At 76.5% G+C, this 17,275-nt stretch carries 10 protein-coding genes; 3 read left to right on the forward strand and 7 right to left on the reverse strand.

The genetic code is table 11. From position 1 onward, the window contains the following. The 4 genes from WCS02_RS08350 to cobA all read right to left on the reverse strand — a co-directional run. On the reverse strand, window positions 1-1,443 hold a 1,443-nt coding region (locus WCS02_RS08350), incomplete at its 3' end, for an NAD(P)/FAD-dependent oxidoreductase (protein ID WP_340291927.1). Beyond that, a complete protein-coding gene (locus WCS02_RS08355; protein ID WP_340291929.1) occupies window positions 1,440-3,635 on the reverse strand; it encodes a molybdopterin oxidoreductase family protein in 2,196 nt (731 codons plus the stop codon). The genes WCS02_RS08355 and WCS02_RS08350, both read right to left, overlap by 4 nt. Window position 3,636: 1 nt before the next feature. After that, window positions 3,637-5,181: an MFS transporter gene (locus WCS02_RS08360; protein WP_340291931.1), complete on the reverse strand. Its 1,545-nt coding sequence runs from the start codon at window positions 5,179-5,181 to the stop codon at window positions 3,637-3,639. Window positions 5,182-5,294: 113 nt separating this feature from the next. Continuing rightward, a complete protein-coding gene (gene cobA / locus WCS02_RS08365; RefSeq protein WP_340291933.1) occupies window positions 5,295-7,391 on the reverse strand; it encodes a uroporphyrinogen-III C-methyltransferase in 2,097 nt (698 codons plus the stop codon). Between the two features lie 388 nt (window positions 7,392-7,779). Between cobA and WCS02_RS08370 the strand changes: the two genes are divergently transcribed. Further along, window positions 7,780-8,721 (forward strand): NTP transferase domain-containing protein, encoded by a 942-nt coding sequence (locus tag WCS02_RS08370; protein WP_340291935.1) that lies wholly within the window; start codon window positions 7,780-7,782, stop codon window positions 8,719-8,721. Between the two features lie 264 nt (window positions 8,722-8,985). Here WCS02_RS08370 and WCS02_RS08375 read toward each other — a convergent pair whose 3' ends face one another. Further along, window positions 8,986-10,284 carry a zinc-dependent alcohol dehydrogenase gene (locus WCS02_RS08375; protein ID WP_340291937.1) on the reverse strand — a complete coding sequence of 433 codons (1,299 nt, stop codon included), beginning with the start codon at window positions 10,282-10,284 and terminating at the stop codon, window positions 8,986-8,988. Window positions 10,285-10,322: 38 nt separating this feature from the next. Beyond that, the gene (locus WCS02_RS08380; protein ID WP_340291939.1) at window positions 10,323-12,641 is read right to left on the reverse strand and encodes an HAD-IB family hydrolase; all 2,319 of its coding nucleotides are present in this window, start codon (window positions 12,639-12,641) and stop codon (window positions 10,323-10,325) included. A 120-nt stretch (window positions 12,642-12,761) separates the two neighbouring features. Between WCS02_RS08380 and fbaA the strand changes: the two genes are divergently transcribed. Beyond that, window positions 12,762-13,793, forward strand: coding sequence for a class II fructose-bisphosphate aldolase (gene fbaA / locus WCS02_RS08385; RefSeq protein WP_340291941.1), 1,032 nt, complete (start codon window positions 12,762-12,764; stop codon window positions 13,791-13,793). A gap of 84 nt (window positions 13,794-13,877) precedes the next feature. Here the strand turns inward: fbaA and WCS02_RS08390 are convergent, their stop codons facing one another. Beyond that, entirely contained in the window at window positions 13,878-14,282 is a 405-nt protein-coding gene (locus tag WCS02_RS08390) for an STAS domain-containing protein (RefSeq protein ID WP_340291943.1), read from the reverse strand. Window positions 14,283-14,440: 158 nt separating this feature from the next. On the opposite strand from WCS02_RS08390, the gene WCS02_RS08395 reads away from it, so the two are divergent. Next, on the forward strand, window positions 14,441-17,098 hold the full coding sequence (locus WCS02_RS08395) for a SpoIIE family protein phosphatase (protein WP_340291945.1): 2,658 nt from the start codon (window positions 14,441-14,443) through the stop codon (window positions 17,096-17,098). The last annotated feature ends 177 nt before the right edge of the window (window positions 17,099-17,275 follow it).

Below are 17,275 nucleotides of genomic sequence, written 5' to 3' on the forward strand. Positions count from 1 at the left end.
GGCGACGTCGCGGGCGCCGGCGGCCGCGGCGGCACGGACGGCGCCCGCGTCGACGGCGTTGCAGTGGCAGACGGTGGCGTCGTCCGGCAGGGAGGCCGCGTCACCCGCGGTGCCGGCGGCTCCTCCGGCGCCCGCAGGACCGGCGGGGCCGCTGCCGAACAGCAGGTGGCGCCGGTCGGGCGGGACGGGGCTGCCACGGTCGAAGGCCAGGGTGAGCGCCCCCACGGAGCCGAGGTCGCCGAGCAGGATCCCGCCGACGACCCGGCCGCCGCGGAGCACGGCCTTGGCGTAGACGCCGCGCGAAGGGTCGGTCCAGGCGAGGACCTCCAGGTCGCCGTCGCTGTCCTCGGGGGCGGGGCGGACCTCGCCCATCGAGGCCAGGTCGATGCCGCCGGCCTTGAGGCGGGTGACGCTGCCGCGCGGCTGCCAGGTCGTCGGCGGGTCGTCCGGAGCGGCGGTCAGCGTCGTGGCCAGGGCCGCGGCCTGCTCCCAGGCGGGCTGCACGAGCCCGCCGACGGTCGAGCCGCCGTCCGGGTCGAGCACCTCGGCGCAGTCGCCGACCGCGGACACGGCGGGGTCGTCGGGGCTGGTGAGGGTGCGGTCGACGACGACGCCGCGGGCCGTGGTCAGCCGGGCCTCGCGGGCGAGCCGGGTGCTGGGCCGGACCCCGACGGCGAAGACGAGCAGGTCGCACTCGAGGACGTGGCCGTCGGCCAGGCGCACCCCGACGAGCCGGTCCGTACCGTGGCCGGTGAGCACCTGGGTGGCGCGGGTGCCCAGGTAGGCGGTGATGCCGAGGCCGGCGAGGCGGCGCCGGAGCATCGTGGCGGCGGGGCCGTCGAGCTGGCCGTCCATGAGCCGGTCGGGCATCTGCACGACCTCGACCGACAGGCCCCGGGCGGCCAGGCCGCGGGCGGCCTCCAGGCCGAGCAGGCCGCCGCCGACGACGACCGCGCGCCGGGCGGTGGCGGTCGCGGCGACGAGGCGCCGGCAGTCGTCGAGGGTGCGGAACGCGGTGGCCTGCGGGTGCAGGGAGGCGCCGCGGTCGGGGTCGGTCGGGTCGTGGCGGAGCAGGCCCGGCAGCGGCGGCAGGACCGGCGCGCTGCCCGTGGCCAGGACCAGGCGGTCGTAGGGCAGGTGGCTGCCGTCGGCCAGGTGCACCGTCCGCGTGCTGCGGTGCACCCGCGCGACCCGGGTCCCGGTGACGACCCGCACGGTCGAGCCCTCCCAGGCGCCGGGCGGGGCGAGCGCGAGGTCGTCCTCGCGGTGGGTGCCGGCGAGCACCCCGGACAGCAGGACGCGGTTGTAGGCCTCGGTCGGTTCGTCGCCGACGACGGTGGTCTGCCAGCGCCGCTCGGTGTCGCGGGCGGCGACCTCCTCGACCAGGCGGGCGCCGGCCATGCCGTTGCCGACGACGACGAGGTGCCGGGTGCGGGTGCTCATGCGGTCTCCTCGGGGTCGGTCATCCCGCGGACGGGAGCCGCGCGCTCCAGGCGGACGGCGCAGGCCTTGAACTCGGGCATCCGCGACGTGGGGTCCAGCGCGGGCGGGGTGAGGGAGTTGGCGCGCCCGGCGCCGCCCCAGTGGAAGGGCATGAAGACGGTGTCGGTGCGGACGGTCGGGGTGAGCCGGGCGGGGGCCTCGGCGACGCCGTGGCGGCTGGTCACGCGGACCAGGTCGCCGTCGCCGATCCCGTGGGCGGCGGCCAGGACGGGGTGGACCTCCACGAACGACGACGGGGCGCTGCGCACCAGCGACGGCACCCGGCGGGTCTGCGCGCCCGACTGGTACTGGGCGAGCACGCGACCGGTGGTGAGCAGCCACGGGAACTCCGCGTCGACGTCCTCGACCAGGGCGCGGTGCTCGACGGCGTGCAGGACCGCGCGGCCGTCGGCGGTGGGGAAGCGGTCGACGAACATCCGCGGGCTGCCCCAGTGCACGCCGTCGCTGCCGTCCGCCGCGACCGCGTCCCAGCCGACGTGGCTGTAGTCGGCGCGGCCACCGGCGCTGGCGCGGCGGAGTTCCTCGAAGACCAGCCGGGGGGCGGCGGGGAAGGCGTCCGCGGGGAAGTCCGTCCCGGCGCCGAGGCGGTCGGCGAGCCCGGCGAGCACCTGCAGGTCGGTCCGGCAGCCGACGGGGGCGTCGACGGCCTTGCGGCGGCGGACGACCCGGCCCTCGAGGGTCGTCATCGTGCCGTCCTCCTCGGCCCACATGGTCGTGGGGAGGACGACGTCGGCCACGGCGGCCGTCTCGGACATGACCAGGTCGGTGACGACGAGCAGGTCGAGGGCGGCGAGCCGGTCGGACACGTGCCCGGCGCGCGGGGCCGACACGACGGGGTTGGAGCCCGCGAGCAGCAGCACGCGCGGCCCGTCGGGCCGGCCGCAGGCGTCGAGCAGCTCGTAGGCGGAGCGTCCGGGGCCCGGCAGGGATGCGGGGTCGACGCCCCACACCCCGGCGACGTGGGCGCGGGCAGCCGGGTCGCTGATCGAGCGGTAGCCCGGCAGCTGGTCGGCCTTGAGGCCGTGCTCCCGCCCGCCCTGGCCGTTGCCCTGGCCGGTGAGGCAGCCGTAGCCGGCGTGCGGCCGGCCGGGGAGCCCGAGCACGAGGGCCAGGTCGATGGCGGCCAGCACGGTGTCGGTACCGGTGGCGTGCTGCTCGGAGCCGCGGGCGGTGAGGAGCACCGCGCCGCGGCCGCCGGCGACCGGGGCGTGCGAGGCGACCAGGCGGGCGAGGGAGCCGACCTCGCCCGCGGGCACGCCGGTCAGCCGCTCGACCCGCTCCGGCCAGTACCGGCGCGCCGCGGCCCGCAGCTCCTCGATGCCGCGGGTGCGCCCGGCGACGTACGCCGCGTCCTCCAGGCCGTCGCGCAGGACGACGTGCAGCAGCCCGAGCAGCAGCGCCATGTCCGAGCCGGGCAGCGGCTGGACGTGGACGTCGGCGGCCGCGGCCGTCGGGGTGCGCCGGGGGTCGACCACGACGACCGTGCCGCCGGCCTCCTGCACCGCCTGCACGTGGGCCATGAACGGGGGCATCGTCTCCGCGGGGTTGCTGCCGAGCAGGACGAGGACCCCGGTGCCGACCAGGTCGCGGACCGGGAACGGCAGCCCCCGGTCGACGCCGAGCGCCGCGTTGGCCGCGGCCGCCGCGCTGCTCATGCAGAAGCGGCCGTTGTAGTCGACCTGCGAGGTGCGCAGCGCGACCCGGGCGAGCTTGCCGAGCGCGTAGGCCTTCTCGTTGGTGAGCCCGCCGCCGCCGAACACCGCGACCGCGTCCCGGCCGTGCGCCACCTGCGCCGCTCTGATGCCGGCCGCCACCACGTCGAGCGCCTCGTCCCAGCCGGAAGGCACGAACCGGCTGGTCCGGTCGCCCGGGACCTCGCGCAGCAGCGGGGTCCGCAGCCGCTCGGGGTGCTCGAGCAGCTCCGCCGCCGACCAGCCCTTCTGGCACAGCCGGCCCAGGCCCGCTGCGGACGCCCGCGGCTGCACCTGCACGCGCGGCGAGGGCAGCCCCGTCGTCCGGTCGGCCACGGTGAGCGTCATCCCGCACTGCAGCGCGCAGTAGGGGCAGTGGGTGGCCACCCCGGCGGGTGCCTGCCCGGGGACGGCCGACCGGTCGGCGGCGGTGGTCGTCATGTCAGACGCCGGCCCGGGCGAAAAGGGTGCCGGGACGGACGTAGACCGACCAGGTCACGGCGACGCAGGCGACGTAGAAGGCGAGGAACGCGACGAACGCCGCGGTCACGCCCCCCGTCGCCAGGTACGACTCCGACAGCCCGCGCGGGATGAACACCCCGCCCGCGGCGCCCACGGCGGAGATGAGCCCGATGGCGGACGCGGCCTCCCGGCGGGCGCGGGCGGCGGTCTGCGGCCCGTCCTCGCCCCGCGCGGCCGCCAGCTCCGCGGCCTCGGCGCGGAAGATGATCGGGATCATGCGGTAGGTCGAGCCGTTGGCCGCCCCCACGAGGACGAAGAGGACGAGGAACGCGGCGAGGAACGCCGTGAAGCTGCCCGAGGCGAGGGCGGCGAGGATGAGCCCGACGGTCGCGGCCATGGCGAGGAACGCGACCAGGGTGACGCGGGCCCCACCGAGCCGGTCGGCCAGCCAGCCGCCGAACGGCCGGGCGACCGAGCCGACGAGGGCGCCGAGGAAGGCGTAGCTGGCCAGGTCGACGGCGGGGAACTCGTTGCGGATGAGCAGGGGGAACGCGGCGGAGAAGCCGATGAACGAGCCGAACGTGCCGATGTAGAGGAACGACATCACCCAGGTCTGGCGGCGCGCCGCCGCGGCGGCCTGACCGGCGAAGCTGAAGGTCGCCGAGCCGAGGTTGTCCATGAAGAAGAACGCGCCGACGGCGGCGAGCACGACCAGCGGCACCCACATCAGGGCGGCGTTCTGCAGGTAGAGGTCCCGGCCGGCCTCGGTGGTGCCGACCACGCCGCCGACCACGGCGATCCCGCCGACGAGGACGGCCTTGGGCACGAGCAGCTGGACGACCGCGACGCCGATGTTGCCGCCCGCGGCGTTGAGGCCCAGCGCGAGGCCCTTCTCGCGGTCGGGGAAGAAGTGGCTGATGCTCGCCATCGACGAGGCGAAGTTGCCGCCGCCGACGCCCGCGGCAGCCGCGGTGAGCAGGAAGAACCAGTACGGCGTCGTGGGGTCCAGCACCGCCGTGGTGAGCATGCCGAGCGGCACCAGCAGGAGCAGCGCGCTGACGACGGTCCAGTTGCGGCCGCCGACCAGGGCGGGCATGAACGTGTACGGCACCCGCAGGACCGCGCCGACGATCGCCGCGGTGGACACCAGCCAGAACAGCTGGTCGGTGGAGAAGGCGAACCCGGCGGCCGGCAGGAACGTCACGGTGATGCTGAACAGCAGCCAGACGGAGAAGCCGATGTTCTCCGCGAGGATGGACCAGACGAGGTTGCGGCGGGCGACGGGGCGGCCGAGCGGCGACTCCCAGTACGCGCGGTCCTCGGGGTCGTAGCCGTCGACCCACCGGCCGCCGAGCCGGACGAGGGGGCCGGTCGTGCGGGTCGTGGCTGCCGTGGGCGTACCGGTCGTGGCCGTGGTGGGGGCTGCCGTCGTCGCTGCCGTGGCTGCCGCGGAGGCGCGGGACGGCTGGGCGGGGGGCGTCTGGGCGGGGGGCGTCGTCGCCGGGGCCGGGGTGGTGGTGGCCATGGGGTGTGCTCCCGTCGGTCGGGCCGCAGCAGGTCTGCGTGCCGTGCGGCCGACGCTAGGAAGAGCGTGTGTCGGGGGACCGCGTCCGGTGTGACCAGTCGGGAACCTTCCCCTCACGCCGCCGACGGGCCGGTGTGAGGGGCAGGGCCGACGGGGGCGGCGCAGCGGTCGGCGAGGACCTGGACGAGCTCCGGCGCGACGCCGACGGGCTCCGCGACCACGACCGCCCCGGCCGCCAGGGCCTGGGCGCGCGCCTTGTCCGGCAGGTACCCGGGGCCGACGAACAGGCCGCCGACGGCGACGCTGTGCCCCTGGGCGACCAGCGCGGCGACGGCCTGGCCGGGGGTGGGCTCCGCGGCCGAGGCGTAGGCGCTCACCGCGGGCAGGCCGTGGCGCTCGCCCCAGGCCGCGGCGGTCTGCTCGAGCTCGGCACGTGCGGGCGCCGACGACGTGCCCGCCGACGCCATGACGAGCGCGGTCGGGCGGACCCCGTCGGGCAGGTCGGTCTCGGCCAGGCGGCGGTCGAGGGCGTCGAGCAGCGCGGGGTGGCCGACGAGCGGGCCCTGGACGTGGACGTCGGCGCCGTCCGCGGTTGCCGCGCACGACGCGAGCGCCTCCGGCAGGTCGACGGTCACGTGGTAGGCCGGGGTGAAGAGCAGGGGCTGCACGCGGACGGTGCGGTGGCCCCGGGCGGCGAGGGCGTCGACGGCCTCCTGCGGCCGCGGCCCGGCGTGGTCGAGCTGGGACACGACGACCTCGGTGCCGAGCCGCTCGCCGAGCGCCGCCGCCAGGCCGTCGGTGACCGCGCGGGAGCGGGGGTCGCGGCTGCCGTGGGCGACGAGGACGACCGGGTCGGGCTGCATGGCGGGCGCCAGGGCGACGACCTCGCCGACGACGACGATCCCGGGCGGGCGGACACCGGCCTGCTCCGCGCGGCCGGCGATGTCGGCGAGGGTGCCGACCACCCGCCGCTGGCGCTCGCCGAATCCGTCCTCGAGCACCGCCGCGGGGGTGGTGGCCGACCAGCCGAGCGCCACGAGCCGGTCCGCGGTCGCGGCCAGGCCCGAGACGCCCATGAGCAGGACGAGGGTGCCCTCGGTCGGCACCTGGCCGGCCCGCAGGTCCTCGTGGGCGGACAGCACGGTGAAGGAGCGCGAGACGCCGCGGTGGGTGACGGGGATGCCGAGCGCCGCGGGCACGGACACCGCGCTGGTGACGCCGGGCGTGACCGCGACGGTGACGCCGGCCTCCCGGCAGGCCAGCAGCTCCTCCCCGCCCCGGCCCAGGACGAACGGGTCGCCGCCCTTGAGCCGGACGACCCGCCGGCCGCGGCGCGCGTGCTCGACGAGGAACAGGTTGATCTCGTGCTGCGGCACGGGGTGGTGGCCGGCGGTCTTGCCGACGTCGACGAGCTCGACGTCGGGGTCCAGCTCGTCGAGGACGGAGGTCGGGGCCAGGGTGTCGTGGACGACGACGTCCGCCTGGGCGAGCAGGCGCCGGGCACGGGTGGTGAGCAGGCCCGGGTCGCCGGGGCCGCCGCCGACGAGGTCGACCCTGCCGGGTCCGGGACGGTGGCGGCGCAGCGGCAGCGACCCGGTGTCCAGCGCCGTGGCGACGGCGTCGCGCAGCCGGGCGGCCCGGCGGGGGTCCCCGCCCGCGGTCACGGCGACCGAGACGTCGTCGACCCGGGCGACGGCGGGGAACCAGGCGCTCGACGCGGCGGCGTCGGTGGCGTCGACGCACCACACCCGGCGCTGCTCGGCGTCGGCGGCGACCCGGGAGTCGGTGGCGCGGTCGCCGGTGGCGGTGTGGACGAACCAGGCCCCGTCCAGGTCGGCGGGCTCGTAGCCGCGGGAGTGCCAGGTGACGCGGCCGGCGCGGGCGTGCTCGGCCAGGTCCTCGCACAGCTCGGGCGCGACGACGTGGACTTCTGCGCCGCCGTCGAGCAGGGCCCGGGTGCGGCGGGCGGACACCGGACCCCCGCCGACGCAGACGACCCGGCGGCCGGTGAGGCGGAGGCCGACGGGGACGGGGGTGCCATTCGGGGTTCCCGGGTTCTCGTCGGCGACCGGCGCGTGGCCGGGGGCGTGGACTGGCGCCTGGGCGGTGGCGTGGACCGGTGCGTGCCCGGCGGCATTGATTGGCGCCTGGGCGGGGGCGTGGGCCCGGGCGGGGGCGTGCGGGGGCAGGGGCGTCGAGGTCGGCGTCACGGGGTCCCCCGGTGGGTGCTGTCGGTCGTCCCGGCGCGGCGTCGGCACGCGTCAGGCCCGGTCGTCGACCGGGTCCGTCGGACGCTAGGGCCGGGTCGGGCGGGTCGGGCCGGGGGTGAGCAGACGTTGACCGACTCGTCACACCACGACACGAGCCCGAAACGGACGCCGGTGGCTGCGCGTGCGGCTGGCGCCCGCGACTGGGACGGAACGGGTGCCGGCGGGGCAGTCGGACGACCGTTCGGTCCCACTCGCGGTCCCCACTCGCGGTCCCGGGTGCGATGGGGGCGGCCGAGTGACGTCCCGGACGGGAGTCGGGTGGGGCGGCGGCGACGACCAGCCGGCGACGGCGGACGGGACCCGCGGCTCTGCGGCGGAGGATGGGCGCATGGCGGTCGAGGCGATGGCGGGCGACACACCCACGGGCGACAGGCGGACGGTGGACGGGCTGGTGCTCGCCGGGGGCGCGGGGACGCGGTTCGGCGGCGACAAGACGGCAGCCGTCGTGGGCGGGCGGACCCTGCTGGGCCGGGCCGTCCAGACCATGGTCGACGCGGGGACCGGGACGGTCGCGGTCGTCGGGCCGCGGCTCCCCGACGACCTGGACCTCGGCGTCCGCCCGACCGACGCACGCCCGACCGACCCCACGTCGCGGCTCGTCCTCACCCGGGAGGACCCGCCCGGCTCGGGACCCGTCGCCGGGCTGCTCGCCGGGCTCCGGGAGCTGACGGCACCGACCGTCCTCGTCCTGGCCGCCGACCTGCCGGGGGTGACCCGCGCGGTGCTCGCCGACCTGCTCGACGCGCTCGACGCGGACCCGGGTGCCGAGGCGGCCGTCGCCACCGACGCCGACGGACGGGCGCAGTGGCTCACCGCGGCCTACCGGACGGCCCCGCTGCGGGCGGCCTGCGAGGCGGCGGTGGCGGGCGCGACCGGTGAGCGCGGGCCGTCGGTCAAGGGCGTCGTCGGGCGGCTGGCCGTGGCCGAGGTGGCCCCTCGGCCCGGGTGGGGCAGGCTGGTCGACGTGGACACCCCCCAGGACCTCACCCGCGCCGTGCTCGACGACTGGGCGCGCCGGCTCTCCGACGAGCTCGGGCTGCAGGCGGCGCTCGCCGGCACCGACGCCCCCGCGGTCGTCGACCTCGTCCTCGACCTGGCCAAGGACGCCGCGCACACCATCGCCCGCCCCGCGGCCCCGATCACGACCTTTGCGCTAGGCGTGGCCGCCGGGCTCGCGGCCGGTGGCGGGCAGGCGGCCGACCTGACCGCCCTCCGCGCCCGCATCGACGCGCTCATCGACGCCCACGACGGGTCCGCTCCCCAGGCCTGACCCCGCGACCGGGCGCCCTCGGGCCTCGGGCCGGGTCTGTGGACGGCGAGAGGGCGCTCGTGACCGCGGCACCGGCGCGCCGCGGTCACCGGTGACCGCTCACGAGCGGCCCGCTCACGGGGCAGCCTCGTCCCGCCCGGGGCGGGGTGTGGACGACGAGAGGGCTCGAGTGACGCCCGCCCCCGGCGTGTCGCCGTCATACGGGCCCTCTCGCAGCGGGCGGCGGCGGCCAGCTCCGGCGCTCGCCCCAGCGGCAGGTGCCGCTCAGCCCCGCGCCGGCCAGCCCCGACGCCCGCCAGCCCTGGCGTCAGCCCCCGCCCCCCCCCCCCCCCCCTGGCGCGGGGCGAAGGGCACCCTGACGGGGGCCAGGCGGCCGGGGGAGGGGGGGGGGGGCAGGGCCTCGCGCCAGCGGTGCAGCGGGTAGACCGCGCCGAGCACGTCGCCCTCGCCGCCCACGCCGTCGCCGAGCGGGGCCTCCTGGGCCAGCCGGAGAGCGGTCGGGAACGCGTCGCCGGCGCTGGCGTAGGTGCCGACCAGCTCCAGCTCGCGGAACCAGGCCGGGCTGAGGTCCGCCCCGGTCGCCGGCATGCCGGACAGGACGACGCGGCCGCCCGCGCGGGTGGTGCGCAGCGCCATGTCGAGCGAGCTGGCCGAGCCGACCGCGTCGACGGCCACGTCGACGCCGCCCAGCAGGTACTCCTGGTCCATCCGCGACGCGATGCCCGGCAGGCGGGTCTGCACGGTGAGGGCCTGCGTGAGCCGGCGGACGCCGCGCAGCGCCTCGGCCGGCTGCACCACGTCGGTGGCGCCGAACCGGCGGGCCAGGGCGGCCTGCGCGGAGTGCTTGGCGACGACGACGATGCGGCCCGCCGGCGTGAGCTGCCGGATGGCGAGGGTGGCGAACAGCCCCACCGCGCCGGCGCCGGAGACGAGGACGGTCTGGCCCTCCTCGACGCGGGCCTGCGAGGCGAGGCGGACCGCGCAGGCCAGCGGCTCGACGAGCACGGCGCGCGTGTCGGACAGGGTCTCGGGCACTACGTGCAGCTGCGAGCGGTGGACGACCAGGCGCTCGCCCCAGCCGCCGCCGGTCGAGGCGCAGTAGCCGGTCTGCAGGCCGGGACGCAGGTGACCGACGCTCACCCGGTCGCAGCGGTTGGTGTGGCCGGCGGCGCACTGCTCGCAGGCGTCCAGGCCGCGGGCGGCGCAGGCGAGCACGGGGTCGACGACGACCCGGGTCCCGGCGGGCAGGTCCTCGCAGTCCTGGGTGAGCGTGCCGACGATCTCGTGGCCCGGCACGCACGGCATGGACGAGACGCCCGCGAAGTACAGCGACGTCGTGCCCGTGACCGCGCCCAGGTCGGAGCCGCAGATCCCCGACAGGTGGACCTTGAGCTCGGCCCAGCCCGCGCGGCGGACCACCGGCTCGTTGCGGGTGGTCAGCCGGACCGGCGCCAGCGGGCCGACGAGCAGACCGGGGACGCCGCCCGCCGCGGTGATGGCCCGGGCGGCCGCGTACCGGGGGACCGAGCGGAACAGCTCCAGCGCCAGCATCACGCGGCTCATCCAACCGCACCCGCAGGGCCCGGCAGGACGCGCCCCGGTCAGCCGGGCAGGCGCGCCTGGGAGGTGTCGATGCTCGGCAGCTGCAGGCGCGGGCTGCGCCCGGCGGTGCCCCAGTCCTCGATCGGCCAGCGCAGCTTGCGCGCCTCGCGGTACAGCGTGACGTCCGGGCTGACCGCCGTCGGGCGGCCCACGGCCTGGAGCATCGGCAGGTCGGAGTGGGAGTCGGCGTAGCCGTAGGCCTGCGACAGGTCCGCGCCCTCGACCGACGCGTACCGCTTCAGCCAGGCCGCGCGCGCCTCGCCGACCAGGGGCGGGCGGGTGAGGAACCCGGTGCAGCGGCCGCGGGAGTCGGTGTCGAGCTCGGCGGCGACGATCTCGTCGAACAGCGGCGCGAGCGGGCGGGTGATGGGGGTGACCGCCCCGGTGATGAGGACGGTCCGGTGCCCGGCCGCGCGGTGCTCGCGCACCCGCCGGATCGCGGCGCCGCTCACCCGCTCCAGCACGTGGGGGGTGAGGGTCTCGTCGACCATCTCCTCCAGCGCCCGCAGGTCGGCGCCCTCGTAGCGGCGGTAGGCGCTCCGGATCAGGGCACCGCGGTCGCGCCGCTCGGCGCGCAGGTACAGCGGCAGCCGGGCCGCGGTCGCCGCGAGCTCGCGGACCTTGCCGGCGGCCGACAGCTCGGGCAGCCGCACCCACAGGTAGGTCTCGATGATGTTGCTGCTCAGCAGCGTGCCGTCCATGTCGAACACGGCAAGCACCGGCGCGGCGTCGGGGTCGACCGGCTCGGACGGGTCGCGGGGGGCGACGACGCGGGGCGCGGGGCCGCCGGAGCGGCCGCGCCGGCGGCGGATGACGTCGTAGTCGCGCACGCCCTGCGTGACGGCGGGGCAGTGCACCTCGATGAGGTAGTGCTCCCAGTCGATGACGGCGGTGTCGAAGCCGAACGTCTCCTGGTCCTCGGGGTCCATCGCCTGGTGCATGGCGAGCATGCGGTCGTCGACGAAGTACAGCTCGACCTGGGTGTAGGCGCGGTACAGGTCCATGTAGCGGCGCAGGAAGTCCAGGCGCCGCTTCTGGGTGTCGAGGTTGCGGGCGATCGAGCGGACCCGGTCGCTGCGCGGCGCCAGCGACAGCGCGCCCTCGGCCACGCCGTAGGCCTTCTCGCCCGTGGTGAGCGCGCGCTCGACGATCCGGGCGCCGGGGAAGCGCCACGTCGCCAGCCGGACCGCGCCGCGGGAGTCCATGTCGAACGGGTGCTGCGCGAAGTACTCGCGGACGTGGTCGTACAGCTGCCGGAACGTCAGCGGGTTGCGCGAGCCCGAGCTCAGGTGGACGTAGGCGGGCTCGCCGACCGGCGGCGGCGTCGCGGCCACGGCGATGATCGAGTTGACGACCAGGTCGATCGGCACGATGTCGATGACCGAGTCCGGGGCGGCCGGCAGCTCGGGCAGCTCGCCGCGGCCGTAGGCGAGGATGATCGGGTCCGCCATCTTGAAGCCCTCGATCCAGCCCGGGTGGGGCGTGGTGAGGGCGGACTCGATGATGCTGGGCCGGTACACCGTGGTCGGCAGGACCGGGGCGGCGACCTCCTCCACGACGCGCTCGCCGAGGGCCTTGGTGAAGGTGTAGACGTCGGTCCAGCCGAGGCTGCGGGCGCGCTCGCCGCCGGCGGCCTTCTGCTGGTCGGTCACCCAGGTGCGGCGGCGCTCCTCGGCGTCCGCGGCCACCGCGAGCGGCCCGGCGCGGTCGTGGTCCTTCTCGGCCTTCGCGACCAGCCTGCTGAGGACCGCCGGGGTGCGGGAGGTGTCCTCGATCCGCGCGGCGACGCGCTGGGCGGCCTCGTGCTCGGCCCGCCAGTCGACGGTGTGCTCGACCGAGACCTCCATGACCGGCCCGCGTCGGCGGCCGCCGACGTAGGCGGTCGACACGTGCACGTAGTGCAGCGGCCGGTGGCTCCCGTCCGGCTGCCGCGCGGACTCCACGACCCGCTCGACCAGGCCCTGCACGCCGACGACGTTGGTCTGGAACGCGGACTGGATCGGCGGGTCGAAGCTCACGTCGCCGGCACAGTGGACGACGACGTCCAGGTCGGTGGGTAGCGCGGGGACGTCGTACAGGTCGCCCGACAGCGTCTCCACGCGCGCCCCGGAGCCCTCGGGCAGGTCGGCGAAGATGCCCTTGCCGAGCAGCTTGGCCACCCGGTCCTCGGCGGTCTGGCCCTGCTTGGGCCGCACCATCGCCACGACCGTGCAGCCCGGGACGTCCCGCAGCAGCTTGTGCAGCAGCGCCTCGCCGACGAAGCCGGTGACACCGGTCAGCAGGATGCGCTTCCCCGCCAGGGAGTCCGCCAGTCGCATGCGGGCATCCAACCACCCATGACCTCGGGGGCAGGCCGTGGACGGGCCCGCCGCGCCCCCTCGGCGACGTGGAAGGATCGACTCCGGACCTGCAGACCTGCCAGACACGAGGAGCCCGCGATGCCCATCGCCACCCCCGAGCGCTACGCCGAGATGCTCAACGCGGCCAAGGACGGCTCGTACGCCTTCCCCGCCATCAACGTCACGTCGTCGCAGACGCTGAACGCCGTCATCCGCGGCTTCGCCGAGGCCGAGTCCGACGGGATCGTCCAGGTCTCCACCGGCGGCGCGGAGTACCTGTCCGGCCCGACCGTCAAGGACATGGTCATCGGTGCGACCGCGCTGGCGCAGTACGCGCACGAGGTCGCCCGCGCCTACGACGTGCAGATCGCCCTGCACACCGACCACTGCCCCAAGGACAAGCTCGACGGCTTCGTCCGCCCCCTGCTCGCCATGAGCAAGGAGCGCGTCGGCAAGGGCCAGGGCCCGCTGTTCCAGTCGCACATGTGGGACGGCTCGGCCGTGCCGCTGGAGGAGAACCTCCAGATCGCCGAGCAGCTCCTCGCGGAGTGCGCCGAGGCCAAGGTCGTCCTCGAGATCGAGGTCGGCGTGGTCGGCGGCGAGGAGGACGGCGTCGACAACGAGATCAACGACAAGCTGTACACGACGACCGAGGACGCCCTGGCCATGGTCGAGGCGCTCGGCACCGGCGAGAAGGGCGTCTACATGGCGGCCCTGACGTTCGGCAACGTCCACGGCGTCTACAAGCCCGGCAACGTCAAGCTGCGCCCGGAGATCCTCCGCGACTGCCAGGACGCCATCGCCGAGAAGCTCGGCCAGCCCAAGGGCAGCAAGCCCGCGCTGCTCGTCTTCCACGGCGGCTCCGGCTCGCTCCCGCAGGAGATCAGCGACGCCGTCGACTACGGCGCCGTGAAGATGAACATCGACACCGACACCCAGTACGCGTTCACGCGGCCGGTCGTCGAGCACGTCATGAAGAACTACGACGGCGTGCTGAAGATCGACGGCGAGGTCGGCAACAAGAAGGCCTACGACCCCCGCGCCTGGGGCAAGGCGGCCGAGACCGGCCTGGCCCAGCGCGTCGTCGAGGCCTGCCAGAACCTGCGCAGCGCCGGCCGCAGGCTCAGCTGAGACCTAGCACCACCAGCACGCAGCGACGGCCGCCGGGGTCTCCCCGGCGGCCGTCGTGCCCGCCGCTCGGTCTGCCGCGAGGGCTCAGTCCGTCGGGGTCGACGTCCGGCCGTCGCGCACGACGTCGAGCAGCGAGGCGATCCGCGTCGTCTCGATGAGGAAGCCGACGAGGTCCGGCGGGTCGAGCAGCCGGACCCGCTCCGGGGCGCGGGAGGCCAGGCGGGCCAGGAACGCCACGCCGGTGGAGTCCATGAACGTGACGAGGTGGCTGTCCACCTCGATCCGCCGGGTCCCGGCGAGGGCGTCGTCCGCGGCCTCGAGCAGGTCCGGCCCGAGCTCGGCGTCGATCTCGCCCGTGAGCACCACGCGCGTGGCGGCGGGCTCGAAGAGGACGTGCACCGACCCGGGGTCGACGGGACGGACGACGGGGGCGGTGGGGGCCTCGTCGGGGGCCTCGTCCTCGGCCGGCGTCGCGCTGTTCTGCGTCATCTGTCGTTCTCCTGCTCGTCCTCTGCGCCCAGGCGACCGGGCTGCTGCCGGGAGGACGCGTTGCAGGGACGCTAGCAAGCGGGGGAGGATGCCGGGGCCCTGGGCCGGGGCGGCCTGGAGGACCGGGTCGACCGCAGGGCGTCGGAAGGAGCGACCGGGTGAGCCTGAGCCAGCTGCCGCGCGTCATGGACGAGGCGGACGCTGCGGTTCTCGTGGTCGACCTCGCCAGCACCCGCGTGGAGTACGCCAACCTGCGCGCGATGGCCATGGCCGGCGACGTGTCCCTCCCGGTCGGCATCGACGAGTGGGGCCACCACGCGGGCCTGGTCTCGCCCGGCGGCGAGGACCTCACCGAGACCACCGGGCCGCTGTCCCGGGTCGCCCGGGGCGAGCCGGTGGCCGGCGAGCTGATCCGGCGCGACTCCGACAAGGCCTCTGACGACGCAGCCGGCGAGCGGCGGCGCCAGCAGGACGCCTCCGACGACGGCGGTCTCGTCGACGACGTGGTCGGACCGCTCTGGGTGACCGGGTTCCCGCTGGGGGAGTCCATGCAGGGCCGTGCGCTCGTGGTCTTCATGCGCCTGACCGGACCCGGCCTGACCGCTGCGCCCGGGCCGGCCGAGGTGCTCGCCACCCAGGCCACCGCCGTGCGCGACCGCGCCGTCATCGCCACCGACCTGTCGTTCACCATCTCCGACCCGGCGCTGCCGGACGACCCGCTGGTCTGGGTCAACCCCGCGTTCACCCGCACCACCGGGTACACCTCCGACGACGTCGTGGGCCGGAACTGCCGCTTCCTCCAGGGGCCCGGCACCGACCGGGAGACGGTCGCCCGGATCTCCGCGGCGCTGCGCGAGGGCCGAGGCTGCGTGGAGACGCTGCTCAACTACCGCAAGGACGGCTCGGCGTTCTGGAACCAGGTCTCCGTCACCCCCGTCCTCGACCCCGAGGGACGGCTGGTCAACTTCGTCGGCGTCCAGGCCGACGTCACCGAGCGCGTCCTCGTGCAGGAGCAGCGCGAGCGCGCCCTGCTCGCCGAGCAGCGGGCCAGGGCCGGGCTCGTGCTGCTGGACCGGGTCTCCGACGCCGTCATCGAGCTCGACGCGACCGCCGCCATGGAGCGGCTCGCGCTCGTCCTGGCCGAGACCATCGCTCCCTGGGCCCTCGTGGTCCAGATGGACCGCAACGTCGAGGTGGTCGCAGCGAGCGGGTCGGCGCTGGAGGAGCTCGTCGGCGCCGGCCGCCGGGTCGGTCCCCCGGTGGCGGCCCTCGAGGCCGACGACCCGCTGCGCGCGGTCTGCGAGGGCGCCGCGGACGAGACCGTCGTCGACCTGGCCGTCCCCCGCCGCAGCGGCACCGTCACCGGCTGGTTCGCCGACACCGTCGGGTCCCGGGTGGAGGGCAGCTACCTCGCGGTGCAGCTCGCCGGCCGGGACGCCGTCATCGCCGTGCTGCTCGTGGGCCTCGGGCCCGGGCCGGCGGAGCAGCCCGGCTTCCCTGCGCCCGACGACGACGACCACCGCAAGCTCGTCCGGGTCGTCGCCCGGCGCACCGGCCTGAGCCTGGAGAACGCCCGGCTCTACGCCCGCGAGCACACCCTCGCCGAGACGCTGCAGCGCTCGATGCTGCCGCAGCGCTCCGGCATCCCCGGCCTGGACGTGTGGACCCACTACGCGCCCAACGTCGACCACGCCCAGGTGGGGGGCGACTGGTACGACGTGCTGCCGATCAGCGACGACGTCGCGGGCCTGGTCGTCGGCGACGTGGTCGGCCACGACGTCGAGGCCGCGGCGACCATGGGCCAGCTGCGCTCGGTCGTGCGCTCCTACGCCTACGAGCTCGAGGACCCCGGCAGCGTGCTCATGCGCGTCGACCACCTGGCCGCGGGGATGGGCATCGCCCGGATGGCGAGCCTGGTGCTCATGACGCTCCGGCGGCGCGACGAGGGGCAGTGGGACCTGTCGTGGTCCTCGGCCGGGCACCTGCCCGCCCTCGTCGGCACCCCGCGGACCGACCCGGCCGGCGGGGAGGTCACGGGGTACTCGGTGCGCCGTCTGGACTCCGCGCAGGGCACGCTCGTCGGGCTCGGTGAGGGCGCGCGCTTCTCCGACACGGTGCGGCTGCGGCCCGGCGACGTCGTCGTCGCCTACACCGACGGTCTCATCGAGCGCCGGTCCAGGCCGATGGCCGAGGGCCTGGAGCAGCTGGTCGGCGTCCTGCAGGGCGCGACGGGGAGCCTGGCCGACGGCATCGGCGAGCGGCTGCTCGCCGCGCTCGGCGACTCCCCCGAGGACGACACCGCCGTCGTCGTGCTCCGGGTGCCCGTGGACGTGTCCGACGTGCCCGCGCCGCGCGCCGCCGCCCCCCGCCAGCGGCGCTGGCAGCTGCCCTCGGACCCGAGCAGCGTCGGCAAGGCGCGCCACGCGACCCTGCGCGCGTGCGCGGTGTGGGGGATCCCGCAGGTCGAGCTCGCCGAGGTCGTCGTGTCCGAGCTGGTCGCCAACGCGGTCATGCACGGCTGGGGCATCGTCCAGCTGCGCCTCTTCGACACCGCCCCCGGCCTGCGCATCGAGGTCGAGGACGGCAACCCGGAGCCGCCGCGGCTCGTGCCCCACCGCCCGCTCGGCGAGGGCGGTCACGGTCTGCACGTGGTGGGCGAGGTGGCACGCTGGGGCTGGTCGCCCACCCGGTCCGGCAAGCTGGTCTGGGCGCAGCTGCAGCCCGGCACCGGACGGCTGCAGCCCACCGGGGACGGCGGTGCGACCGCCGGCCCGCACGGCGCCACCGACGCCGCGCCCCCGACGCCCACCCCCTGAGGAGCCCTCCGTGAGCACCCCCGCAGCCCCCCGTCCCGGCGCCGACCTGCTCGGCCCCGCCCCGACCTACCTGCCCGAGCAGCTGCACGCCCCGGCCGAGCAGGCCCTGGAGCAGGGCGTCCCGGCGGCGACCGTCGCGGCCGCCGCCCCCGCCGCGAGCCTGGCCTGGGCCGTGCT

This window comes from Aquipuribacter hungaricus, assembly GCF_037860755.1.
Taxonomy (GTDB): Bacteria; Actinomycetota; Actinomycetes; order Actinomycetales; family JBBAYJ01; genus Aquipuribacter; species Aquipuribacter hungaricus.